Consider the following 24,196-nt stretch of genomic DNA (forward strand, 5'->3'; position numbering starts at 1 on the left):
TCGAGTCTCTTGCGGGAAACGTTTTTCACAGGCAACGTAAACGTTTAATCCCGGTCAACAAGGATGGCAGTTTTCGCCATGCTTGCAGGGGGCAAGCTGTTATCGTGCAGGCGATACCGTTGAACGAATTTCCACATGAAAACCAGCCACGTCCATGCTTCCGATGTCCGCGCCGTAGCGCGCCTTGTCACGGACGCCACGCTCGAACTGACTGACCTTGTCGAAGGCGTGCACGCCGGCATCGTGCGCGCGCCACGCGACCGCCTGCGGGGCATTTCCGGTTTCGTCTACCGTACCGTACGCGGGGTCACGCGCACGGCGGGATTGACCGCTGACACTGTCCTCGGACAGCTCGTCCCGCTGTTTGGCACGCGCCATTCCTCGCCCGCGCGGGAAGCCATTCTCTCCGCGGTCAACGGCGTCGTCGGCGACTACCTGACATCCACCGGCAATCCGCTGGCGATCTCCATGCAATTCCGCGTCAATGGAAAACCGCTCACGCCCGCCGCGCTGCCTGACGCAAGCCGCAAGCTTGTGGTCCTGGTGCATGGACTGTGCATGAACGACCTGCAGTGGCGGCGCGACGGACACAATCACGGCACGGCACTTGCGCATGATCTCGGCTATACGCCCGTCTACCTGCACTACAACAGCGGGCAGCATATTTCGGATAACGGCCGCCTGTTCGCGGCGCGTCTCGAATCGCTGCTGGCGCGATGGCCGGTGCCGGTGGACGAGCTGGTCATTGTCGGACACAGCATGGGCGGGCTGGTGACGCGCAGCGCCTGTCATTACGGAAAAGAGGCGGGACATGCGTGGCCAGCGCGACTGCGCAAGCTGGTTTTCCTCGGCACGCCGCATCACGGCGCACCATTGGAACGCGTGGGGAACTGGCTGGAAACCGTACTGAAGGCGATGCCCTATGCCGCACCGTTTGCACGCCTGGGCATGCTCAGGAGCGCAGGCATCACCGACCTGCGGCATGGGAATGTCCTGGAAGAGGATTGGGAAGGCAGGGACCGCTTCCAGCGCGGCGCGGACAAGCGGAAACCGCTGTCCCTGCCGGAGGACGTCGCCTGTTATGCCATCGCCGGCAAGCTGTCACGGCTCACAGGCGATGGACTGGTGACGGTGCAAAGCGCACTAGGCCAGCATGGGGAAGCGTCGCGCACGCTCTGCTTCCCGGACGATCACCAGTGGATCGCGGAAGGCGTCGGTCATCTCGACTTGCTCAGCGACGCCTCGGTGTACGAGCGTATCGGGAATTGGCTCGCCGATCGTCAGAACGCCGCGACCACCTTCAACGCGCGCGCCACGTCTTCCTGACCAACGTTGAGGTGCGTGACCCAGCGGATGCGCTTGGCGCTGCCATACACACCGCTCGTCACCTTCACCCCTTGCGCGGCAAGATGCTGCAGGAAGGCGTCCGCGACGGATTCGTCGACATCGATGAACAGGATATTCGTCTGCACCGGATGGACCGTCACCTTGCCCTCCAGTTTTGGATGCGTCGCGCAGGTACGCGCCAGCCCTTCGGCGAGCGCACGCGCGTTCGCGTGGTCCTCGGCGAGGCGGCGCACATGGTGCTCGAGCGCATGCAGGCCCGCGGCGGCGAGTACGCCCGCCTGACGCATGCCCCCGCCGAGCATCTTGCGCACGCGCCGCGCCTGCTGGATGAATTCCTTCGAGCCGAGCAGCACCGAGCCGACAGGCGCCCCTAGTCCCTTGGACAGGCAGAGCGATACCGAGTCGTAGCCATTGCAGATCTCCCGCGCCTTTGACACGGGATCGCTGCCGTCCTGTTCCGCCAGTGCGACGGCGGCATTGAACAGGCGCGCGCCGTCGATGTGCGCCCGGAGCCCGCGGCGCTTCGCCAGTGCGCTCACTTCCTGCATGTACGCCAGCGGCAGTACCTTGCCGCCGGTCGTGTTCTCCATCGCCACCAGCCGCGTCTTCGCGAAGTGCGGATCGTCGGGCTTGATCGCCGCCTCGATGGCGGCCAGGGGAATCGTGCCGTCCGGCAGATGGTCCAACGGCTGCGGCTGGATTGAACCCAGCACGGCCATGCCGCCGGCTTCCCAGCGGTAGGTGTGCCATTGCTGGCCGACGATCGCCTCGTCGCCGCGCTGGCAGTGGGTCATCAGCGCGATCAGGTTGGTCTGCGTGCCGCTCGGCGCGAACAGTCCGGCCTCGAAGCCGAGCATCGCGGCTGCCGTTTCCTGAAGGCGGATCACGGTCGGATCGTCGCCGAATACATCATCGCCCAGCGGCGCGTCCATCATCGCCTGCTTCATTGCCGCGGTCGGCTGGGTCACGGTATCGCTGCGGAAATCGCTCATTGTCACTCTCGGAAAAACAGAATCGGACGGACATTATCGGTGTTTTGCACAAGCCGCGTTTTGCCCGTGCTTCGTTGCGCTGCAACAAGCAATACGCTTGTTCTCGCCCGGCTTCTGTTATCATTTCACCAAGTGCGTCCAGATTTGGCGCGCACACTTTTCTCTACAGGTGTCCACAACCATGGATATGGCACTTACGGCTGAGATTCCCCAAGGCGGCACACGCCGCTTCGTGCTCGAAATGCTCGGGTTCACCGACGCGGAGAAAAACCTTCTCTCCTCGACTTTCCGCCTCACGGGACGACGCCCGTTTGCCTACGCGGAAGCCGACAATGCGGCGGAGCGCACCGACATCTACCTCGTCAACGCGGACAACCCACACGGCCTCGCAGAGCTCAAGACCCGTTCGCCGAATGTGCACGCCCCCGCCGTCTTCATCGGCCGTCGCGGCACCGTCGCCGAATGGCCGGTCGTCGAAAAACCGATCCATTGGATGCGCCTCTTCGAGCAGCTCGACAACCAGATGTCGAGCGCCCTGCACGAGCGCGCGCAACGCCAGGCCACCGGATGGGACGGCCGCACGCGCCGCCGCGCCGCCGACCGCAACCTGCCGCCACCGGCGCCGGCCGTGGAAGCCCGCACCAACGAATCCGTGCTGGTGGTCGACGACAGCGCCACCGTGCGCGCCTTCATGCGCAACAAGCTTGCCCCCTTCCGCTTCGACGTCGACTTCGCCGAGACCGGCGAAATGGCGATCGACATGGCGCAGGCCAAGAACTACACCTGCATCTTCCTCGACATCCTGATGCCCGGCATGGACGGCTACCAGGTCTGCAAGCGCATCAAGTCCAGCCCCGCCACCAAGGGCGCCGCCGTCGTCATGCTGAGCAGCAAATCCTCCGCCTTCGACAAGTTCCGCGGCTCCTGGGCCGGTTGCGACGCCTACCTCGGAAAGCCGGTACCCGAGGATGAACTGCTGGCCACTATCGCCCGCTTCCTGCCGAGCGCGCGCCGCGTGGCGCAATCCGTCCTCGCGCGCGCAAGCTGATGGACATCCTGCTCGCAGGCGCCACGGGTCTGGTGGGCGGCCTGTGCCTGCAGCGGCTTCTCGCCGATCCCGTTTTCACCCGCGTGGTTGTCCTCGCACGCCGTCCGGTCGACACCAGTCATCCCAAGCTTGAGCAGCATGTCGTCGACTTCGCGCGGCTGGACGAGGCGCGTGCACTGTTCAAAGTCGACAAGATGATTTGCGCGCTAGGCACCACGATCAAGCAGGCCGGAAGCCAGGAACGTTTCCGCGAGGTCGACCACGACTATCCGCTGCAGCTCGCATGCCTGGGGCGCGAACAGGGCGCACGTCATTTACTGCTGGTCAGCGCGCTCGGCGCGAATGTAAAGTCCGGCGTGTTCTACAACCGCGTCAAGGGCGAGGTGGAAACGGACGTGCGCGCGCTCGAATGGCCGCAGCTCACGATCATGCGTCCATCGCTGCTGCTCGGCGAGCGGCAGGCGTTCCGTTTCGGGGAAGAAATGGGAAAGCGCCTCGCATTCCTCGTGCCCGGCAGATACAAGCCGGTGCAAGCGGACGACGTGGCGAAGGTGCTGGTGGAAGCCGCCCGGCGGGATGCGCCGGGCGTGGAGATCATTGAATCGGACGAGATTCGCCGGCGCGCGGCTTAGTCCGCAAGATTCGCGAACAGCGGCGTGCTGAGGTAACGCTCGCCGAACGACGGAATGATGGTGACGATCAGCTTGCCCTTGTTCTCCGGACGTCGTGCAATCTGCGTCGCCGCCCACAGCGCAGCGCCCGACGAAATCCCGACCAGCAGCCCTTCTTCGCGCGCCGCGCGGCGCGCAAAGTCGAACGCATCGTCATTCTTCACACGCACCACTTCGTCGTAGATCTTCGTGTTCAGGATATCCGGCACGAAGCCGGCGCCGATGCCCTGAATCGGGTGCGGGCCCTTCTGGCCGCCGGACAGCACCGGCGAGGCATCCGGTTCCACTGCGACGACCTGGAAGCCGGGTTTGCGCGCCTTGATGACTTCGCCCACGCCGGTGATCGTGCCGCCGGTGCCGATGCCGGCTACCAGGATGTCGATCTTGCCGTCGGTGTCGCGCCAGATTTCCTCGGCCGTCGTGTTGCGATGCACTTCCGGGTTGGCCGGGTTCTTGAACTGCTGGGGCATGAAGTAACGCGGGTCGGACGCGACCATTTCTTCCGCCTTCTTGATCGCGCCGCCCATGCCTTCCGGGCCGGGCGTGAGGATCAGTTCGGCGCCGTAGGCGCGCAGCAGCATGCGGCGTTCCTTGCTCATGGTTTCCGGCATGGTGAGCACGCACTTGTAGCCGCGTGCCGCGCAGACCATCGCGAGGGCGATGCCGGTATTGCCGCTGGTCGGTTCGACGATGATGGTGTCCGGCTTGATCATCCCGGCCTTCTCGGCGGCATCGATCATGGCGACGCCGATACGATCCTTCACGCTGTGCGCGGGATTGTAGAACTCCAGCTTGGCGACCACGTCCGCGCCGGCGTCGGCTGACAGCTTGCGGATGCGGACCAGCGGGGTGTTGCCGATCAGTTGGGTGACATCGTTGACGATCTTCATTGCGTTTTTCTCCTGTTATTTTTAACCGTGCAATTCTGCGATGCGGCGATCGCGCTCAAGCTGGATGGTATGCGCCGCCTTGCCTTCCGAAACACCGAGAGACTGTAGCACGAAGGCGGAAAGCTGCAAGCCGGCCTCCAGCGTTTCCGGAATAACGTAGGAGGCGCCGGCCTGCTTGAGCGCCTGCGCGTGCTTCTCATCGCGGGAGCGGGCAAACAGCGGGACATGGGGATATTCGCGCCGGATCGCCTTCACCGCGTGCAGAGCGGAGCCCGGATGATCCATGGTGAGCACGATCGCCGCTGCCTTCTCGGCATGCACCTTGCGCAGCAGTTCGAGCCGCGCCGCATCGCCGAAATACACCGGCAATCCAGCGGCATGCAGCTTGCCCACCACGCGCGAGTTGGTTTCGAAGGCGATGTACGGCACGTTCTGTTCCGACACCATCTGGGCGACGAGCTGGCCGACGCGGCCGAAGCCGGCGATGATCACATGGCCCGTTTCCTTGTCCACCACCGCCTTGTCGAGCTCGCCCGCCTGTTGCGTATGCTCGCTGTCCCACCAGTCGCCGAATGCGTGGCCGGCCTTGGCGACCAGCGGCGTGGCAAACAGGCTTAAGCTGACCACCAGCATGATGAACTGGCCGATCTCCTTCGGCATCAGGTTGGCGGTCAATGCAAAGCCGACCACGATGAAGGTGAACTCGCCGCCCTGTCCGAGCAGCGTGCCGCCCTCGATCGCCCGGCCCCAGTTGAAGCCGCCGATGCGCAGGATCACGCTCGTCACCAGCGTCTTGATGAGGAACAGGCCAATCACCGACAGCGGCAGCCAGAGCGGCGACTTCACCACTTCGCGCACATCGATCGCCATGCCGACCGACATGAAGAACAGGCCCATGAGCAAGCCCTTGAAGGGCTCGATCGTGACTTCCACCTCGTGCTTGAATTCCGTTTCCGCCAGCAGCAGGCCGGCTAGGAAGGCGCCCAGCGCCAGCGACAGGCCGGCCAGTTCAGTCAGGGCGGCGATGCCGAGCGTGGACAGCAGCGTGAGCGCCATGAACACATCCGGCTGGCGCTGCTGCGTAAAGGAGTGGAACAGCGGCCGGATCACGCGGCGGCCGAGCAGGTAGATCAGCGCGATGGCGGCGACCGACTTGAGCAGCGCCACACCGACGAGGCCGAACATGCCTTCGCTGGTGCCGCTGGCCAGCACGCCCATCAGGATCAGCAGTGGCACCACGGCCAGGTCCTGCAGCATCAGGATGGAAAAGCCCGCCTGGCCGAGCGGCGTGCCGAGCGTGCGGCGCTCCGTCATCAGCTGCATCACCACCGCCGTGGAGGACAGCGACAGCACCGAGCCAAGGATGGCAGCCACTTCCAGGCTGTTGCCGAAGGCATAAGCGATGACGCCGATAATCGCCGCGCTGATATAGACCTGCGCGGCGCCCGCGCCGAACACCCATTTGCGCAATGCCCACAAGCGCTCCGCCGACAGCTCCAGGCCGATCATGAACATGAGGAAGAGCACGCCGAGCTCGGCCAGCACTTCCACGCCTTCCAGGCGCGGGAAGGTGAACCACTCCAGCCAGGGATAGGTGTCGGCGAGCAGGCCCAGCCCGAACGGTCCGATCAGCGTTCCCGCGGCGAGAAAGCCGAGGATCTGGTTGATGCGCCAGCGCTGCAGCAGCGGGATGAGGATGCCCGTCAGGGCGAGAAACAGGATGGTTTCCCGCAAATAGGGTAGGGACTGGTGTGCTTCCACGTTGAAAAATCCTGATGACGAAGGGCGCGGACAGGGCAAAACCTGCCGTCCGCGCAGCCCTGCAAGTGTGTCACAGAAAGTGGAGCGGGTGGTATGACTTGGAATGCCTAGCGGCGTCTTTTCTTCCAGTTGTAATCCGGCGACGGATCGGCGACGCCGGGATGGCCGACCGAATCCGGATTTTCCGCGCACATGGTGACGAAGCACACACCCTCGCCTTCGCGTTGCCGTTTGCGCAAGGCTTCCATGAACTGCATTGCGGCGCTCATGTCGGTCGAGGGGAAGTCACGGCTTTTCGCCTCGGCGCTGCCGTCGTCGACTTCGGTCCAGTACACCATGTACATTCGGTCCTCCGTTCAGCGGGCCTGGGCGGTAATTTCGTAGGAACGCAGGCGCGCCGCATGGTCGTGGATCATCGTGTTGACGATCAGTTCATCGGCCTGCGTCTCCTCGGCGAAGGCTTGCAGCTGCCGCCTGACCGTCTCTGGATCACCGACGATGGAAGCGCGCAGGGTCGCTTCGACGGACGCCTGCTCCATCGGCGACCAGCGGCCATCCATGCTGTCGACGGGCGGCGGCATCTTGCCCGGTACGCCGCGTATCAGGTTGACATGCATCTGCTGGTGGGTGGTGAGCAGCCGCCGCGCTTCCTGCTCCGTGTCGGCGGCCACGATGTTGAGGCCGACCATGGCGTAGGGCTTGTCGAGCACGCCGGACGGCTGGAAGCACTGCCGGTACAGATGGAGCGCGGCCTGCATGTAGGCGGGCGAGAACTGCCCGGCAAAGGCGAAAGGCAGGCCGAGGTGCCCCGCGAGCTGGGCGCTGAAGTCGCTGGAGCCGAGCAGCCAGATCGGCACGTCCAGGCCCTCGCCCGGTACCGCCCGCACGCGCGGCCCGTCGCCGCGCGGCTTGAAGTAGGCGCGGAGTTCGGCGAGCTGCTGCGGGAATTCATCGGCCTCGCTGTGCAGCGAGCGGCGCAAGGCGCGCGCGGTCAGCTGGTTCGAACCAGGCGCGCGTCCTAGTCCGAGGTCGATGCGTCCGGGATAGAGGGATTCGAGCGTGCCGAACTGTTCGGCAATGACCAGCGGCGCATGGTTGGGCAGCATGATGCCGCCAGCGCCGACGCGAATGGTGGAGGTGCCGCCGGCGACGTGGCCGATGACGACCGCGGTCGCCGCGCTGGCGATGCCCGGCATGCCGTGGTGTTCGGCCAGCCAGTAGCGATGGTAGCCCCAGCGTTCGGCATGCTGCGCGAGGTCGAGCGTGCGGCGGAATGCATCAGCCGCCGAATCGCCTTCGCGGATCGGCGAGAGGTCGAGGATGCTGAGGGGAATGTCCTTGAATGGCTTCATCGTAGATGTCATTCTAGGTAAGACCGCAGTTTTCTGCTGTCATTCACTCAAAAAGCGACCAGTCCCTTCTGCCAGAGATATCTGCCGAGCATTACCGCGCAGACGGAAACGATCATCGGCCGGATCAGCTTCGTGCCGCCGCGCACCATCGCGTGCGAGCCGCCCCATGCGCCGATCACCTGCCCGAGGATCATCGCGCCGCCTGCGGTCCATACCACTTTGCCGCCGAGGATGAACACGGTGAGCGAAGCGATGTTGCTGGCGAAATTGAGCACCTTGGCATTGGCCGTGGCAGTGATCAGGTTCTGGCCGCGCAGCGCGACACCGGCGAGGGAGAAGAACGAGCCGGTGCCCGGTCCGAACATGCCGTCGTAGAACCCGATCCCCGGTACCACCATGCCCTGGTAGGCGCTGCGGTTCAGGCGCGGCTTCTTCTCCACTGCGCCGGCGTTCGGCGCCAGCAGGAAGTACAGTCCGATGCTGACCAGCACAATGGGGATCAGGACATCGAGGGTTTTGGCATTGACGAATTGCACGAGGAAGGTGCCGATGGCCGAGCCAATGAGCGAGGCAAGGAACAACGTGCGCACATCAGGCACTTTCACCAGCCCGCGCCGGATCACCATCATCGATGCGGTGAAGGAGCCGGAACAGGCCTGGAGCTTGTTGGTGGCGAGCGCCTGGATGGGCGGCACCTGCGCCAGCAGCAGCACGGGAATGGTGATCAGCCCGCCACCGCCGGCGATGGCATCCACAAAACCGGCAATCGCCGCGGCGCCGAACAGCATCGCGAGGACTTCCGGCGACAGCACGAAATCCATTGTTTTCCTTGGGAGAGAATCGAGTGATGGATGCTAGCGGATTGGCGTGCGGCAATCCAATGCCGAATGTGCATGAGGGACGACGCGAGCGTGCGGGATATTACCTTCGTCCATCACTTCAGTTTCCGCGTCATCCCTGCGAAGGCGGGGACGACATGGCCCGCATGTCATGCCAGAAAAGCATGCGCCCGCAAACTTATGCCTTCTTCTCCCGAATCCGGATCAGCCCCTCCTGCGCCAGCGTCGCCACCAGCTCTCCCTTCTGGTTGTACACATGTGCAAAGCACAACCCGCGCCCGCCCGACGCATTCGGGCTCTCCATCGCAAACAGCAGCCACTCGTCCATGCGGAACGGCCGGTGGAACCAGATCGTGTGGTCGAGGCTGGCGATCTGCAGGCGGCGGTCGCCCATGAAGATGCCGTGCGGCTGCAGCGCGGTCCAGAGCAGTCCGTAATCGGACACGTAGGCGAACAACGCCTCATGCGTGAGCGTGTCGTCAGGCAGCGCCATCGGCGCGCGCGTCCATACCTGCTTGCTGGGCTTGCCGTTGTGGCCGCTGTAGATGTCGCCGGGATGATCGGCGCGGAAGTCGACCGGCACCGGCATGAACGGACGCTTGCCGGCCTCGCTCAGCTTTTTCCACTCTGCGATGCTCGAGGGCAGCGTGTCGGGATCGGGGTTGGCGGGCGCGGGGCGCTGGTGCGACAGGCCTTCCTCTTCCGTTTGGAACGAAGCCGACATGACGAAGATGCGGCGGCCTTCCTGGTAGGCGACCACGCGCCGTGTGCTGAAGCTGCCGCCGTCGCGTACGCGCTCGACCTCATAGTCGATCGGCAGGCGATGGTTGCCGGGCAGGATGAACATCGAGTGCAGCGAATGCACGCGGCGCTCCGGCACCGTCACTGCCGCGGCGTACAGCGACTGGCCCAGCACCTGGCCGCCGAATACATTGGGGCTGCCCATGAAATGGCTCTGGCCGCGATAGCGGTCTTCGCCGGTCTGCTCCAGCTTGAGGAGATCGAGGATTTCTTGCGTGTTGTAGAGAGCGTTGTCCACCATGTTCGTCTTGCGTATGTTTAAAAATGTGTTTTCAGCGAGTCGCGCAGTTCGCGCTTGAGCACCTTGCCGATTGCGCTGCGCGGCAGTTGCGTTGTGAGTTCGACCGCTGCCAGGCGCTGCGTCTTCCCGAGGCGTGCGTTGGCCCAGTCGAGCAGATCCTGCGACTGCAGCGAGGAGCCGTCGCGCGGAACCACGAAGGCCACCGGCGTTTCGCCCCATCGTTCAGACGGTACGCCGACCACGGCCGCTTCCGCGATGGAGGGGTGCTGCACCAGCACTGCCTCCAGGTCGCTCGGATAAATGTTGAAGCCGCCCGAAATGATCATGTCCTTCTTGCGATCCATCAGCGTGAGGAAGCCGTCCTCGTCGAAACGTCCGACGTCGCCGGTGCGGATGAAACGCTTGCCGCTCGGGTCGAACCATTCCGCTTCGGCGGTTTTCTGCGGCTGCTTGTGATACCCCGCCATCATTGCGGGCGAATGCCCAACCACTTCGCCCAGCGCGCCAGGCGGCACTTCGCGGCCTTCGTCATCGATCAGGCGGATGTCGTGCCCGGGCGCCGGCTTTCCGACGGTGTGCAGCTTGTCCGGATGTTCATGCGCCGCGAGCATGCAGGTGCCCCCGCCTTCGGTCATGCCGTAGTACTCGATCAGTCCCCCCGGCCAGCGCTTGAGGATGTCCGCCTTCAGCGCCGCCGAGAACGGCGCGCTGGTGCAGAACTTCATGCGGAACGACGACAGGTCATAGCGCCCGAAATCCTCGCGTGCCATGATGCGCTGGTACTGCACCGGCACCAGCATGGTGTGCGTCACGCGATGCTGTTGCGCCAGCGCGAGGTAGGTGGCGGCATCGAACTTCGCCATCATCACCACCGTGCCGCCGAGACCGATGGTCGGGAAGAAGCACACTAGCGTGGTGTTCGAATACAGCGGCGTGGAGATCAGCGAAACCGCATCGTCGTCATAACCGTTGACGCGGCCACGCTGCACGTGCGTCCAGCGCATCGAATGCGGCTGCACGATGCCCTTGGGCGCGCCGGTGGTGCCGGAGGAATAGATGATGTTGAAGGGCCAATCGGGCTGGATCTCGACTGGCGCCGGTTTTGCCTCGGGTGCGGTCAGCCATGCAGGGAATGCGGTTCCTGCTGCCGAGCCGTCCAGCTTCACAGCCGGTATGTCCAACGAATCACGCAGCGGTGCGAGTGCTTGTGCCACCGCATCGTCAAGGAACAGCAGGCGCGCATCCGCATCCCGTGCCATCGATGCGAGACTTTCCGGTGACGACGAGGGCGCGAGCGGCGCGACTGCGACACCGGCACGCAGGCTGCCAAGAAAGACTGCTGCATAGGCGATGGAAGTTCCCGCGCAAATAGCCACCGCTTCCCCCGGATTGACGCCGTCACGCTGCAGTGCGGCCGCCACGCGGTCCATCAGCGCATCGAGCTGCGCATAGCTGAGCGTCTCGCCATCCTGCACCAGCGCGGGATGCGACGGCCGTACATGCGCATGCAGGCGGATCAAGTGCGGGATGGTGTTGAAGTCTTGTTCGAGGACGGCGTCGATGGTCGGATTCATGCGTGTCGGGCTTGGTCTGTCATGAGCCTCCAATACTAGTCCAGTTTACGATTTTTCGCGAACGACCGTTCGCAATATCCCTTCCTGCCGCTGGGGGCTTACTTGACGACACTTGAGCCTTCAACGATATTGCTCAAATAGCATTATCAAAATCAAAACAATCATCCATCAGGAGGAGAATTCGATGTCAAGACGGTCGAACGAAGCACCCCGCGTCCGCAACGCGCAGCGCCGCCACTTGCTGGCCGGCAGTGCCGCCGCATTGGCTGCCGCCGGTCTCGGCGCATTCCACAAGACGGCGATCGCGCAGGCCGCGTCCGCCGCCGCAAAACCGCTTCCCCCCTACACTGCATGGAAGGATCCCGCAGCGATGATCGTCCACACCAGCAACACGCTGGAGACGAAACGCAGCGCCTTCGGCACCAGCATCATCACGCCGGTCGAGCAGCTCTACGTCCGCAACAACCTCCCCGCGCCCGATGCCGCCATCGTGGCCGACCGCGACGCATGGGAAATGATGATCGAAGGCGTGAAGAACCCGCGCAAGCTCACGGTGCGCGAACTGAGGGGCATGGGGCTGGAAACGGTCGCGATGGTGCTGCAATGCTCGGGCAACGGCCGCGGCTATTTTCCGAGCAAGCCGAGTGGCACGCCATGGCAGGTCGGCGCCGCCGGCTGCGTGATGTGGAGCGGCGTGCCGGTGAAGGCCGTCGTCGAAGCACTCGGCGGTCTGGCGGATGGCGCAGTGTTCATGACCAGCACCGGCGGCGAAAAGCTGCCCGAAGGCGTCGATCCGAAGAGCGTGATGGTCGAACGCTCGGTGCCGCTCAAGGCGATGGGCGACGCGCTGCTCGCATGGGAATTGAACGGCGCCCCGATCCCGCTCGCGCATGGCGGGCCGCTGCGCATCATCGTGCCGGGCTATTCCGGGGTCAACAACGTCAAGTACATCAAGCGCCTCGCCTTCACTGCGCAGGAAAGCGACGCGGCCATCCAGAAGACCGGCTATCGCCTTTCCGCGCCGGGACAGAAAGGCGACCCCGGCCAGCCGTCGATCTGGGAGATGGGTGTCAAGTCGTGGATCAATTCTCCCGCGCCGGAAGGCGGCACGGTGCCGGCCGGCATGGTGCAGATCAAGGGCGTCGCTTTCGGCGGCGCGCACGCGGTCAAGGCGGTCGAAGTGTCGGTGGATGGCGGCAAGACATGGAAGGAAGCACGCTTCGTCGGTCCCGACCTCGGCCGTTATGCCTGGCGGCAGTTTGCGCTGGCGGTCCAGTTGCCGCCGGGGACGCATACGATTGCCAGCCGCGCCATCGATGCGCAGGGCAACCGGCAGCCGGAAGAGCGGGTTGAAAATGCCGGCGGCTACAACAATGCCAGCTGGCGTGACCATGCGCTCCAGGTGACGGTCGCATGAGGTGCACGGTTCTTGCCGCTAGCGTCCTGCTCGCCGGCAGTGTTCAGGCGCAGGACGTGATCGAGGAAGGCAAGCGCCTGTTCACGCGTGAGGCAGTACCGCTGTGCGCGGTCTGCCACACACTGCGCGAAGCCGGCGCGAGCGGACAGGTCGGCCCCGACCTCGATGAACTCCGGCCCGACGCGGCGCGTGTAGAGAAGGCGATGCGCAACGGCATCGGGCAGATGCCGGCCAACACCAACCTGAAGGACGCGCAGATTCGGCTGCTGGCGAACTATGTGGCAAGCGTTGCCGGGAAGTAGCCGCAGGCAATTCGTCTTTCGGCAAGTTCTCCGCGGGCAGTTCGTAGGATAATCCGGGCATTATCAACAAAGGAATACGCAGCAATGACAACCGCACTTGAAGCCCTTGCCCGCCTGCGTGAAGGCAACAGCCGTTTCGTGAACGGCAGCGCCGGCAGCCATCTCAATCTGGACGAATCTCGCCGCAACCAACTGGTCGCCGGGCAGAAACCGTTTGCGATCATCCTCGGTTGCTCCGATTCGCGCGTGCCCGCCGAACTCGTGTTCGACCAGGGGCTGGGCGATCTCTTCGTGATCCGCATCGCCGGCAATATCGTGGCACCCTCCCAGGTCGGCAGCGTCGAATTTGCCGCCGAGCAGTTCGGCACGCCGCTTGTCGTCGTGCTCGGCCATTCGCGCTGCGGCGCCATTACGGCGACGATCGAACAGGTATTGCGGCCGGCAAGGAATCCGTCGCACAACATCCATTCCATCGTCGAACGCATCCGCCCCTCGGTGGCGCCGCTGGTGGCGACCGAACTGCGCCATGACCATGACGCGCTGGTCGGCCATGCGGTGCGCGCCAATGTGTGCGCGTCCGCCAACCACCTGCGGCACGGTTCGGAGATTCTCGAGCAGATGATCCAGGACGGCCGGATGCTGATCGTGGGCGCCGAGTATTCACTGGAAACCGGCGTCGTCGATTTCTTCGACGGCGTGCCCGACGGCGCATGATGCCACCATGGCGACGCTCCAGTTCACGCAGCAGCTGAGGCGCTTCACCGACACGCCGGACATCGAGACCGGCGCCGCGACATTGCGCGAGGCGCTCGAGGAGGCCTTCGCCGCCAACACGCAGTTGCGCGGCTACATCCTTGACGAGCAGGGGCACCTGCGCAAGAACGTCGCCATCTTCATTGACGGTCAGCGCATCCGCGACCGCATTTCCCTGAATGACCCGCTTGCGCCCGGCAGCAGCGTGCATGTGCTGCAAGCACTTTCCGGAGGCTGACCATGAACGACCGCGCATTGCTTGCCACCCGCAAGGGCTTGTTCGAATTGTCCCGCAGCGGCGGCCAATGGTCGCTGCAGGACATCGGTTTCCTCGGCGAGCCGGTGACGATGGCGCTGCACGATCAACGCGACGGCACCGTGTACGCTGCCCTTAACCTCGGGCACTTCGGCGTCAAGCTGCACCGGCGCGACAAGGGCAAGACGGAATGGACGGAAATTGCGGTGCCGGCCTATCCGCCACAGGGCGAACGGGGCGACGACGTCGAATGGAAGCTGACGCTGTTGTGGTCGCTCGTGGCCGGCGGAAACGACGAGCCCGGCGTGCTGTGGGCCGGTACGCTGCCCGGCGGCCTGTTTCGTTCGAAAGACCGGGGCGATTCGTGGGAGCTGATCCAGTCGCTGTGGAACGCGCCGTCGCGCAAGGAATGGTTCGGCGGCGGTTACGACTCCCCCGGCATCCACTCCATCTGTGTCGATCCGCGCGACAGCAAGCGCGTCCTCGCCGGGATTTCCTGCGGCGGCGCCTGGTTGACGAAGGATGGCGGCACGAGCTGGCAGGCCAGCGTCAAGGGCATGCGCGCGGCCTACATGCCGCCCGAGCGCATGGAAGACCCGGCCGTGCAGGACCCGCACATGATCGTGCAGTGCGCGGCGCAGCCCGACGTGCTCTGGTGCCAGCACCATAACGGCATCTGGCGTTCCGTGGATGGCGCTGCGACGTGGCAGGAGATCGGGCCTGCGGTCAAGCCGCTGGTGTCCGACTTCGGCTTCGCGGTCGCCGCGCATCCGCAGGATCCGCTGACGGCGTGGTTCGTGCCGGCCGAAGCCGATCAGCGTCGCATTCCGGTCGGCGCGGCAATGTGCGTCACGCGCACGCGCGACGGCGGGCAATCATTCGAGGTATTGCGCGACGGACTGCCGCAGAAGAATTGCTATGACCTGGTGTACCGTCACGCGCTGGCGGTGGCCGAAGACGGCGCTGCGCTGTTGATGGGATCGACCACCGGCGGATTGTGGGCGTCTGACAACGCCGGCGACACATGGCAGGAAATCTCCACCACCCTGCCGCCTATCTACGCGGTGCGTTTCTACTGACAGGTGCAGGTGGCCGGCATGCCGGTCATCCCCGTACGGGGGCATTCGCGCGCGAGCCCCTCTTCCTCGGCGAGGAATTCACGGCAGCAGACATTGCGCAGATGGAAGGGCAGCCAGTCTTCCAGCGCCCACCGCGCGAAGCGGTCGCCCACGAACAGCATCGCATTGGCAGGCGAATCGAAGCAGCGCTCCAGTGCCTCGCTCGTGGAGGTGAGATCCTGGTTATGGGGCTGTTCGAGAATGTAGAGGCGCTTCAGGCAATGCAGGTTCTGGTCGAGGAAAAGCAGCAGGAGATCGCGCGCGCTGCACAGGTCGTGGCGCGCGGCGAAAAAGCTTTGGCCCCACACCTGGCAATAGTCGTGGAAGTTCATCGACCCCTGTTCGTCGAACTGCGTGTGCAGATAGAAATGCACGGCCGGGCTGTAGCGCAACTGGTCCTTCTTGCACAGCGCGCAGGTCCAGAACTCGGCCTTGCCGATGCGCGCAAGGAAACTGCCTTCCCTCGGCGCTCCGTCGCACAGGCCGAGGTCGTCGATGTCGAACAAGCCTTCCAGACGGGCCAGGTAGACCGAAGCGATGTCGGCCTCCAGTCCATGCAGGGACGGTTGCAGTTCAATGACGGTGTCGGCAGGCGCGATGGCGCGTGGCTGTGCAGACATGGGCTTCCTTTCGTACTCGGTGTATTCGTTGTGCTTCGCGCGCGGCGCAGGGAGCGGGACCTTGGTGCCGGCGCGCGGATACGCGGTCACCCGTTTCGGTCAATCAGGCGCACCTGAGGATGTCATCGTTTTGTGCGCACGTTGGCGACCATGGTCTTGAACGTGCTGATCCTTTCCTCCGCCGCGAGCAATTCCTGCGCGACCTCATTCAGCTTGCACCGGTTCGAGCGCGCATAATCGCGCAGCACTTCGAATGCGGTGTTGCGGTCGGTCTGCAGTTTTGCCATCAGCAGGCCGACCGCCATGCTTGTTTCCCGACCCGCTGCCAGCGCCGCGGTCAAATTGGCCTCCGTGCGCCGCAACTGGCGGATTTCATCCGCACGCGCGAGCGCTGCTTCGACGGCCGGCACGATCTGCGTATGTTCGAAAGGTTTTACCAGGAAACCCACGGCACCCGATTCAGTGGCTTCACGCACCAGCTTGATATCGTTATTGCTCGTGAGAAACATGAACGGTACGGTGGTTTCCACCTGCAGCCGCTTCGCCAGTTCGAGGCCTGACATGCCCGGCATGGAGATATCGAGCAGCGCCAAGTCCGGTTCCTGTTCGGAGACGCTGGACAGCGCCGCTTCCGCGGACGCCGCCTTGCTCGTTGCAAAACCGGCATGGTGAAAAATGTGCGACAGCAGATCCAGCGTAATGCTGTCGTCATCCACCAGCAGGATGCGCCTGCTTGGAGAAGGGGAAAGGCTGGTCGTTGCGGTCATCGTGTCGGCGGTTTGCGCAGAGGACATATAAAGACACGATGCTCTTTCAGCGCGCCGCCGAAATCGTTGATCCAGGTCAATTAGCCCCGACTAAGGTGCATTCCGGATACAGTTTCTGCCGTCGTGCTTGGCCTTATACAGGGCCAGGTCGGCGACCCGGAACAGTTCGTCGGTGTCCGTGTCCGCCGTGATTTCCGCGACACCGGCGGAAAACGTGGCGGTGAAGTCGCGCGCCTCGGAATAGTGCCGGATCATCGAAAACGACTCCCGGATCTGGTCGAGGACGTGCGCCGCCGCTTGCGCCGGCGTGCCCGGCATGATGACGGCGAATTCCTCGCCGCCGTAGCGGCCGATGATGTCGCCGCGGCGCAGCCGCTGCTGCAGAAGCCGCGCCAGCGCTCGGATCACCTGGTCGCCGACCGGGTGCCCGTAGGTGTCGTTGATACGCTTGAAATGGTCGATGTCGACCATCGCCAGCGTCAAGGGAGCGAGCGCACGGGTCGAGCGGGCAATTTCGCGCGACAGGTTTTCCTTGATCGCCGAGTGGTTGTACAGACCCGTCAGGCTGTCGCGCATGATGAGGCCGCGCAGGCCTCGGTAGCGCAACACGCGGCTAGTGAGCGCCGACACCAGGTGCGCCGGCTGGATCGGTTTGGTGAGAAAGTCGTCGCCACCGGATTCAATCGCGTCCAGCTGTTTTTCGAAGTCCGATTCGCTGGACAGAAAGACAATGGGCACGTCGAGGTACATGTTGTCTTGCCGGATCAGGCGTGCGAGGTCGATGCCATTGCATTCCGGCATATAGACATCCATGAGGACCAGCTCCGGCCGGTACTCGCCCAGCGTCTGCAGCATGCCAGGAATCTTGTCGAGCACGTGCACGTCCATGCCGGCGCCGCGCAGCACAGCGGCATAATGGCGCGCGGTGTCGAGGTCGTCGTCGATGATCAGGATGCGGCATGGCTGCTGTTCCTCCTGCACCGTCAGCGCATCAAGGCGGTCGATCAGGGCAACCATGTCCAGCGGCTTGGAGAAGTAACCGTCGGCGCCCGCGCGTACGGTGGCGAGGCGAGCTTCGAAATTGCTGCGGGTGGAAATGAAGATGACGGCAAAACGATGCGCGTTGGCTTGCTTGATGCGCGCCACTTCCGCCGCGCCGGCAAGGATGCCCGCCGGGAAGCCGAGGTCCATGACGACCGCGGCCGGAATGCGCGTGTCGATGTATTCCTGCAGCCGCGCCAGTTCCGTGATGATCACCACCTCATAGCCGAAATACTGAAGCTGGCCGGCGATATCCCGGGCGACCAGCGTATTGTCATGCACAAGGTAGATCAGGCGCTGCGAGCCAGCCTCGACCGGCGGACGCGGCGCCGGCGGCGGCGAGGGCTGTGCCGGGGGAATCGCGCCCTTGGCCTTCGCGTTGGCCACGGCCCAGCGCAGGAAGGCGCCAACGCCGGTGGCGATCGGCGTGAAGGAGCCGGGCTCGTGCACGGCTTCCTTGATGAAGGCGTTCATCTGGATTTCGAGGTCGGTCGCGCGGAACCCGAGTTCGGAAAAGCCGAAGGTGCCCGCCGAGCCCGCCAGCGAGTGCAATTGCAGCACCAGGGCATCGTAGTGCCCAGCGGTATCCGGCTCTTCAAGGCAGCGCTGCAGGCAGTTTTCGATTTCATCCAGCCGGCCGGGCAGGCCGGCCACATACGCGTCCTCGATCGCTCGCAGTGACGCCTCGAAATCGGTCTCCCCGAGATTGTCATTCTTCTTGTGCATGTTTCACTCCCCGTTTTCCCACAACCGGCGCACTTGCGCGGCCAGCGCCATCGGGTCGAACGGTTTTGCCAGGACGCCGATCGCGCCCAGCGACTTGTAAAAGGCAATTTCCGATGCCTGTACCTTGGCGGTCATGAACACCGCCGGCGTTTCCATTGTCGACGGCAGGCGGCGCAGTCCCGACAGCGTGCCGGGACCATCCAGGCCGGGCATCATGACATCGAGCAGGATCAGTTCGGGGCGATAGCCGGCGGCCACCGTTTCCAGCGCCTCCTGCCCGGACGCGCAGACCTTCAGTGTATACCCGCCAACTGCTTCCAGCGCGAGTTGCGCGATGGTACGGATGTCGGCGTCGTCCTCGACGTACAGGATATGTTGCAGCGTGCCGCGGGTCATGACGGTTCCTTTTGTTCGGGGAAGCGGCTGCCGATCAGGTCATGCAGGATGGACTGCAGCTGGGCGTTCGAGGTGCGCGATTTCACCAGCGCGGCCTGGACGTTGTCGATCATCGGCTGGTTCGCTTCCTCCACCGAGAACACCACCACCGGCGTCGCCGCGTTGCGGCCCGAGAGCGATGCCATCAGCTCCGATCCATGTCCGTCCGGCAGCTGCAGGTCGAGCAGGATCAGGCTGAAGGGTTCGGCGGCGAGGCGGGCCCGCGCTTCCGCCAGCGTGCCCGCATGGGTGAGGTGGAAGGTCGGCTGCAGCATGGCTGCCACGACCTCAACGACGTCGCTGTCGTCTTCGACATGGAGTACGCTCGGCACCTCGTCCGTGCAACCGCGCAATGCGCCCTGGAGGGCGGCCAGCAGCCGGACTTCATCGATCGGCTTCGGAATCCAGTCGAGGATGCCGACCGCGCCGCCGGTCAGTGTGCGCCGCCCTTCCTCGGCGCGCGCCGACACCACCACCACCGGCAGGGCGCGCGTGTCCTCCTGCTCGCGCATCCAGCGCAGCAGCGACAGCCCATCCTCGCGCGGAAGGGCCAGGTCGAGAGTCATCGCTTCGTAGCCGCCGTTGGCCAGCATCCCGCGCGCCTGGTCGGCGTCGTGCGCCACGTCGCTGGACATCCCGGCCTGCGCCAGCATCATGCCAAGCAGGCGCGCGATATCGTGGTCATCCTCGACGATCAGCACGCGGCCGTGCTTGCGCGTCGCGGCGGGCATGCCGGACACCACCGGCAACTCGACAAAGAATTCGGTCCGCACACCCGGTTCGCTGCTGAAGTCGATGCGACCATGATGCCGCTCGACGATGGCGCGCGAAATGCTCAGTCCCAGGCCGGACCCGCCCTTCTGCCGCGTGTCGGAGGAGTCCGCCTGTGCAAACTTCTGGAAGATGCGGTTGCGGAAACTGGCCGAGACGCCTTCGCCCTGGTCGATGACGGAGAGGCGGACACTGCCTGCGGCATCGGTCACGCGGATCTGCACCTTGCCGCCAGGAGGGGAAAACTTTGCGGCATTCGACAGCAAGTTGACGATGACCTGGAGCATGCGGTCGCCGTCGACAGCGACCCACGCATCGTGTGCGTCGCCGTGCAGCTCGAAACGCACCTGGTACTGTGCCGCGAACTGCTGGGTCGACGCCAGCGCCTGTTCCACCAGGGGCAGCAGGCGCTGCGTCACCATTTCAAAGCGCATGTTCCCCGATTCGATCTTCTCGATATCGAGGATGTCGTTGATCAGGCGTACCAGCCGTTCGCAATTGTTGTTGGCGATCGCCAGCAGCGATTTGGCGCGCTCGGACATCTCGCCGGCGACGCCACCGCTCAGCAGGCCCAGCGAACCGCGGATCGAGGTCAGCGGCGTGCGCAGTTCGTGCGAGACGGTGGAAATGAATTCATTCTTGAACTGCTCCGCCTTCTTGCGCAGCGTGATGTCGGTGCCGACGCCGCACACGCCGTAGACCTCATTCCGTTCATTGCGCAGCGGCGAACGCACCACCAGAAAGCTCTGCGCGCCGCCGTCGAGCTGCAGTTCATCCTCGATGCGGGTTGCGGCGCCGCCCTGCAGCACCTGGCGGTCCATGGTGCGGTTGTGGGCAGCAAGATCGGGCGGAAACATGTCTTCCACCGTCTTGCCCAGTACCGCACCGGGCGCAAAGCCGAACACGCGCTCGTACTCCTTGTTGGCGAAGAGGAAGCGGCCCTTCATGTCGCGTACGTAGACGAAGGAGGACGTGCTGCCCATCAGCGCCTGAAGCAGGGTGCTGCTTTCGCGCAGCTGTCGCTCGCTCTCGCGGCGCGCGGTGATGTCGCGCACGATGCCGGCGAAGCCGCGGCGGCCCTTGAGCCACATCTCGTTGACCATCAGCTCCATCGGAAACAGGGTGCCATCCTTGCGCCTTCCCGTGACTTCGCGGTCGACGCCGATGATCGCCGTGCGCCCGGTGTCGCGGAAGCGCTGCAGGTGGTTGTCGTGCGAAAGATGGTAGGTCGCCGGCATCAGGACCTTGATGTCCTGGCCGATCAACTCGTCCGGCCGATAGCCGAAAATCTGCAGCGCCGCCGGGTTGATGCTGTCGATCACGCCGAATTCGTCGAGCGTGATGATGCCGTCGGCGACGTTGTCGACGACCGCGTGCATGCGGGATTCGCTTTCCCTGGCGGCGGCGAGCGCCTGCTGCAGGGTTTCGTTGTTGAGTTCGGATTCCGTCCATTGCGCCAGGTCGCGCAGCGCTTCCATGCCTTCGGCATCCAGGGTGCGGGGCTGCCGGTCGGCAATGGCGAAGGTGCCGATGCGGGTGCCGTCAGCCGCATGCAGCGACCATCCGGCGAAGAAACGTACCGGCGGCTGTGCCGTCAGCAGCGTCTGGCCGGAAAGCCGGGCATCGGCCAGCGCATCCCCGACAACGGCGGGCGCGCCGCGCGCCGCCAGCGAGGCGAAGGGAATCCAGTACGGCAGGTCGCGGCTCTCCACGCCGTGCCTCGACTTGAACCAGCGGCCATCCTTGCCGATCAGGGAGATGAAGGCGATCGGCACATTGAACAGCCGCACGGCGGTGCGGGTAATGCGGTCGAAGCGTTCTTCCGGCGCGGGGTCAAGTACCTGTACCGCGTGGGAGGCGCGGAGGTGGGGGGGCAGTGTCGTCGACGGAGGTTCCCGCATGGCCTTTTCCTGGCAGTCGCTTTCGCAGGCCCGACGTGTCGGAACCCGGGGATGGACGGCGGCGTCACCGTTTCTTTGCGGTAACGCCTCTGCGGTCAATTCTACGCGAGGCGATGGAAGTGCAAAAGCTGATTTGAAGCAACCAACGTTCAGTGCGCAAGCCGGTTGATGGCCTCCAGCAGGCGTGCCGGCTCCACCGGCTTGACAAGGTGGACATCGAACCCGGCCGCCAGCGCGCGGTCGCGGTCTTCCTGCTGACCGTAGCCCGTCACGGCAACCAGGCGGATGCCGCGGGTCACCGGAGAGGCCCGCAGGCGCCGCGCAACTTCATAACCATCGATTCCCGGCAGACCGATGTCGATAACCGCCACGTCCGGCACTTCCTCCATCGCGGCCTGCAGTCCCGCGCTGCCGTCGCCCGCCGCGGAGACGGTATGGCCAAAAATGCTCAGCACGGCAGACAGTGTCTGGCGGTTGTCTTCATTGTCCTCGACCAGCAGCACACGGTAGCCTCCGCCCGCCGCCGGGTGCGGGACACCGAGGCTGCCGGCATTGCCGGCTTCCGTGGCCAGCGGCAGCGCGACGATGAACATGCTGCCCTTGCCCGCGCCATCGCTGTGTGCGGTGACGGTGCCGCCATGCAGCATCACGAGCCGCTGGACCAGCGCCAGTCCGATTCCCAGCCCGCCTTGCGACCGGTCCAGCTGCGCCGGTCCCTGGACGAAGACGTCGAAGATCTGCGACATCAGTTGGGCCGGAATGCCAATGCCGTTGTCGCTCACCGTCAGCATCGCCTTGCCCTCGCACGCCCGCACCCGCACCGTGATGCATCCCGCGCCGGGCGTGTACTTCGCGGCATTGAGCAGCAGGTTGCTGATGACCTGCTCGATGCGGGTGGGGTCGGCGTCCACCCACGCCGGCTCGACGTCGACATCGAGCGTGTGCGCCCCGATGCGGCGTGTTCCAGACAGAGAGGCGACGCAATGACGCACCGATTCGGCCAGGTCGAGGTGCTGGCGGTTGAGGAAGACCTTGCCGGACATCACGCGGCTGACGTCCAGGAGATCATCGACGATGCGCGCGAGATGCTGGCTTTGGCGGCTGATGACCGCCTGGGCGCGCTGGCTGCTCTCGGCGCTCAGTCCCGCGGTCTCCATGATCGCCACCGCGTTGGAAATCGCGCCAAGCGGGTTGCGCAGTTCATGACCGAGCATGGCGAGGAATTCATCCTTTGTCTTGTTCTGCTGTTCGGCCAGGCGGCGCGCTTCCTGTTCGCTGGCGAACAGCGCTGCGCGTTCGGCTTCGGCGGCAGTACGGGAGTCGCGTTCCCGCCGCAGGATCGTGCCTGCCTCCGCCAGCGCCGCATGCAGGCGGTCGACTTCGACGACACCGGATGACGTTTCGGCGGGTTGCTCGCCGCGTCCGAGCGCCGTCGCCGAACGCACCGCGCCTCCAATTGCGTCCGCCAGGCGGCGTCCGAGCAGATAGGCGACCACGATTGCACCTGCGATGGCGGCCAGCAGGCCGATGCCCGACACGAGGACTGCCTTGCGCGCGGCGTCTTCGATGTGGTTGATCGGCACGCCGACCGCCACAATCCATCCTGACATCTTCGAGCGCGTGTAGATGCCGTAGACTTCCTTGCCCTCGAGGTTGCGCGTGCGCAGCATGCCTTCGTCAGCGGACCGTGCGGCCTCGATCAGGTCCGGCACGGTCGGTTTGCCGACGAATTCCGCGGCGCCGCGGCTCCGGGCGACGGTGAGGCCGTCACGGTCGAAGATGCCGATTACGCCGTCCGGGGCCATCGCGGCCTGGTCGAACACGCGGTTGAAATACTCGGCCACGAAGGCCTGGCTGAGGATGAACCGCGGCCCGTCCGGATGCGGTACGGGCACTTCGACGGAAATCACCGGCCGGTTGACCACATTCCCGTGCAGGAGATTGGACACATAGACGGAACCGTTGCGCATTGTCTCGATACCGATTTCCGGACGGCTGCGCCGGGGCAGCGGATCGCCGAACGCAGTACGGGTATTGACGAGCTGCTGGCCCGAGCGGTCGAAGAGGACAATCCACCCCTCCTCGCTACCCAGCGTGTTCCGGGCCTGCCAATAGAAGCTGTCCAGGTTCTGCCGCGTCAGGTGCTGCGAGGTGGCCAGGGCGCGCAACCGCGCTTCCGCGGCAGCCAGTTCGCGGTCCACGCTCAGCGCCGTTGCCCTAGCCGTCTCATGCACCGCCCGCAGCGCCGCCTTGCGTTCGGCGTTGAGCAGCATGTTCAACGCCACCGCCGCAAAAAGGATCACCGGCACCAGCACCGCGGCGGCTGTCAGCGTGAGGTAGGTGCGGATCTTCAAAGGACGGCTTTCGGCGTGGTGGCAAGGGAACGGTCTGCCTATCATAATGAAAGAACTGTGCAACTGGATACTCAGGTTCGCACCGGCATGCCGACGTATCGCCGTCGATACACGTTCTGGCGCGATGCGAAGACGCACTTACTCAGTGCATCCGCACCGCGCGTCTCGTTCCTTCCCACCCGGTTCCTGCCTCATCTTGGGGCATACCATCTTGGCATC

Annotated in this window: 22 protein-coding genes; 8 read left to right on the forward strand and 14 right to left on the reverse strand. The window is 64.6% G+C overall.

Annotated features, from left to right (window positions below; all coding sequences use genetic code 11):
• Positions 1-135 precede the first annotated feature (135 nt).
• Complete coding sequence (locus tag ACNOHI_RS15095; protein ID WP_420475504.1) at positions 136-1,326, forward strand: alpha/beta fold hydrolase; 1,191 nt, start codon at positions 136-138, stop codon at positions 1,324-1,326.
• Here ACNOHI_RS15095 and ltaE read toward each other — a convergent pair.
• Positions 1,281-2,339 carry a low-specificity L-threonine aldolase gene (gene ltaE / locus ACNOHI_RS15100; protein WP_420475505.1) on the reverse strand — a complete coding sequence of 353 codons (1,059 nt, stop codon included), beginning with the start codon at positions 2,337-2,339 and terminating at the stop codon, positions 1,281-1,283. The two genes, ACNOHI_RS15095 and ltaE, sit on opposite strands and share 46 nt — an antisense overlap.
• A 181-nt stretch (positions 2,340-2,520) precedes the next feature.
• On the opposite strand from ltaE, the gene ACNOHI_RS15105 reads away from it, so the two are divergent.
• Positions 2,521-3,387, forward strand: coding sequence for a response regulator (locus ACNOHI_RS15105; RefSeq protein ID WP_420475506.1), 867 nt, complete (start codon positions 2,521-2,523; stop codon positions 3,385-3,387).
• Positions 3,387-4,019: an oxidoreductase gene (locus ACNOHI_RS15110; protein ID WP_420475507.1), complete on the forward strand. Its 633-nt coding sequence runs from the start codon at positions 3,387-3,389 to the stop codon at positions 4,017-4,019. Before ACNOHI_RS15105 ends, ACNOHI_RS15110 begins: the two co-directional genes overlap by 1 nt.
• On the opposite strand, the gene cysK is transcribed toward ACNOHI_RS15110, so the two are convergent.
• The 7 genes from cysK to ACNOHI_RS15145 form a co-directional block, all read right to left on the reverse strand.
• Entirely contained in the window at positions 4,016-4,948 is a 933-nt protein-coding gene (gene cysK / locus ACNOHI_RS15115) for a cysteine synthase A (protein ID WP_420475508.1), read from the reverse strand. The two genes, ACNOHI_RS15110 and cysK, sit on opposite strands and share 4 nt — an antisense overlap.
• Before the next feature lie 21 nt (positions 4,949-4,969).
• Entirely contained in the window at positions 4,970-6,709 is a 1,740-nt protein-coding gene (locus tag ACNOHI_RS15120; RefSeq protein WP_420475509.1) for a cation:proton antiporter, read from the reverse strand.
• Positions 6,710-6,816: 107 nt separating this feature from the next.
• Positions 6,817-7,053, reverse strand: a complete 237-nt coding sequence (locus ACNOHI_RS15125; RefSeq protein WP_420475510.1) for a hypothetical protein — start codon at positions 7,051-7,053, stop codon at positions 6,817-6,819.
• 12 nt (positions 7,054-7,065) lie between these two features.
• Positions 7,066-8,061: an LLM class flavin-dependent oxidoreductase gene (locus ACNOHI_RS15130; protein ID WP_420475511.1), complete on the reverse strand. Its 996-nt coding sequence runs from the start codon at positions 8,059-8,061 to the stop codon at positions 7,066-7,068.
• Positions 8,062-8,108: 47 nt separating this feature from the next.
• Positions 8,109-8,882, reverse strand: coding sequence for a TSUP family transporter (locus ACNOHI_RS15135; protein WP_420475512.1), 774 nt, complete (start codon positions 8,880-8,882; stop codon positions 8,109-8,111).
• A gap of 196 nt (positions 8,883-9,078) precedes the next feature.
• Entirely contained in the window at positions 9,079-9,942 is an 864-nt protein-coding gene (locus tag ACNOHI_RS15140) for an acyl-CoA thioesterase (protein WP_420475513.1), read from the reverse strand.
• Between the two features lie 17 nt (positions 9,943-9,959).
• The gene (locus ACNOHI_RS15145) at positions 9,960-11,516 is read right to left on the reverse strand and encodes a class I adenylate-forming enzyme family protein (RefSeq protein ID WP_420475514.1); all 1,557 of its coding nucleotides are present in this window, start codon (positions 11,514-11,516) and stop codon (positions 9,960-9,962) included.
• Positions 11,517-11,700: 184 nt separating this feature from the next.
• Here ACNOHI_RS15145 and ACNOHI_RS15150 point away from each other — a divergent pair, with 184 nt between their 5' ends.
• The 5 genes from ACNOHI_RS15150 (at position 11,701) to ACNOHI_RS15170 (ending at position 15,323) form a co-directional block, all read left to right on the forward strand.
• Entirely contained in the window at positions 11,701-12,933 is a 1,233-nt protein-coding gene (locus tag ACNOHI_RS15150) for a sulfite oxidase (protein WP_420475515.1), read from the forward strand.
• Positions 12,930-13,235, forward strand: coding sequence for a c-type cytochrome (locus ACNOHI_RS15155; RefSeq protein WP_420475516.1), 306 nt, complete (start codon positions 12,930-12,932; stop codon positions 13,233-13,235). The genes ACNOHI_RS15150 and ACNOHI_RS15155 overlap by 4 nt, the downstream gene beginning before the upstream one ends.
• Positions 13,236-13,319: 84 nt before the next feature.
• Entirely contained in the window at positions 13,320-13,949 is a 630-nt protein-coding gene (locus ACNOHI_RS15160; RefSeq protein ID WP_420475517.1) for a carbonic anhydrase, read from the forward strand.
• A gap of 7 nt (positions 13,950-13,956) precedes the next feature.
• Complete coding sequence (locus tag ACNOHI_RS15165; RefSeq protein WP_420475518.1) at positions 13,957-14,226, forward strand: MoaD/ThiS family protein; 270 nt, start codon at positions 13,957-13,959, stop codon at positions 14,224-14,226.
• A 2-nt stretch (positions 14,227-14,228) separates the two neighbouring features.
• The gene (locus ACNOHI_RS15170; RefSeq protein WP_420475519.1) at positions 14,229-15,323 is read left to right on the forward strand and encodes a WD40/YVTN/BNR-like repeat-containing protein; all 1,095 of its coding nucleotides are present in this window, start codon (positions 14,229-14,231) and stop codon (positions 15,321-15,323) included.
• Here the strand turns inward: ACNOHI_RS15170 and ACNOHI_RS15175 are convergent.
• The 6 genes from ACNOHI_RS15175 to ACNOHI_RS15200 form a co-directional block, all read right to left on the reverse strand.
• On the reverse strand, positions 15,317-15,982 hold the full coding sequence (locus tag ACNOHI_RS15175; protein WP_420475520.1) for a hypothetical protein: 666 nt from the start codon (positions 15,980-15,982) through the stop codon (positions 15,317-15,319). The genes ACNOHI_RS15170 and ACNOHI_RS15175 overlap by 7 nt on opposite strands.
• A gap of 122 nt (positions 15,983-16,104) precedes the next feature.
• Positions 16,105-16,776: an ANTAR domain-containing response regulator gene (locus ACNOHI_RS15180; RefSeq protein WP_420475521.1), complete on the reverse strand. Its 672-nt coding sequence runs from the start codon at positions 16,774-16,776 to the stop codon at positions 16,105-16,107.
• Positions 16,777-16,839: 63 nt separating this feature from the next.
• Complete coding sequence (locus tag ACNOHI_RS15185) at positions 16,840-18,516, reverse strand: diguanylate cyclase (RefSeq protein WP_420475522.1); 1,677 nt, start codon at positions 18,514-18,516, stop codon at positions 16,840-16,842.
• 3 nt (positions 18,517-18,519) lie between these two features.
• Entirely contained in the window at positions 18,520-18,912 is a 393-nt protein-coding gene (locus tag ACNOHI_RS15190; RefSeq protein WP_420475523.1) for a response regulator, read from the reverse strand.
• Positions 18,909-21,623 (reverse strand): PAS domain S-box protein, encoded by a 2,715-nt coding sequence (locus ACNOHI_RS15195; RefSeq protein ID WP_420475524.1) that lies wholly within the window; start codon positions 21,621-21,623, stop codon positions 18,909-18,911. Before ACNOHI_RS15195 ends, ACNOHI_RS15190 begins: the two co-directional genes overlap by 4 nt.
• 149 nt (positions 21,624-21,772) lie before the next feature.
• Positions 21,773-23,977 (reverse strand): ATP-binding protein, encoded by a 2,205-nt coding sequence (locus tag ACNOHI_RS15200; protein WP_420475525.1) that lies wholly within the window; start codon positions 23,975-23,977, stop codon positions 21,773-21,775.
• Positions 23,978-24,196 lie beyond the last annotated feature (219 nt).

Origin of the sequence: Noviherbaspirillum sp. ST9, assembly GCF_048799745.1 — a bacterium.
Classification (GTDB): Bacteria; Pseudomonadota; Gammaproteobacteria; order Burkholderiales; family Burkholderiaceae_D; genus Noviherbaspirillum.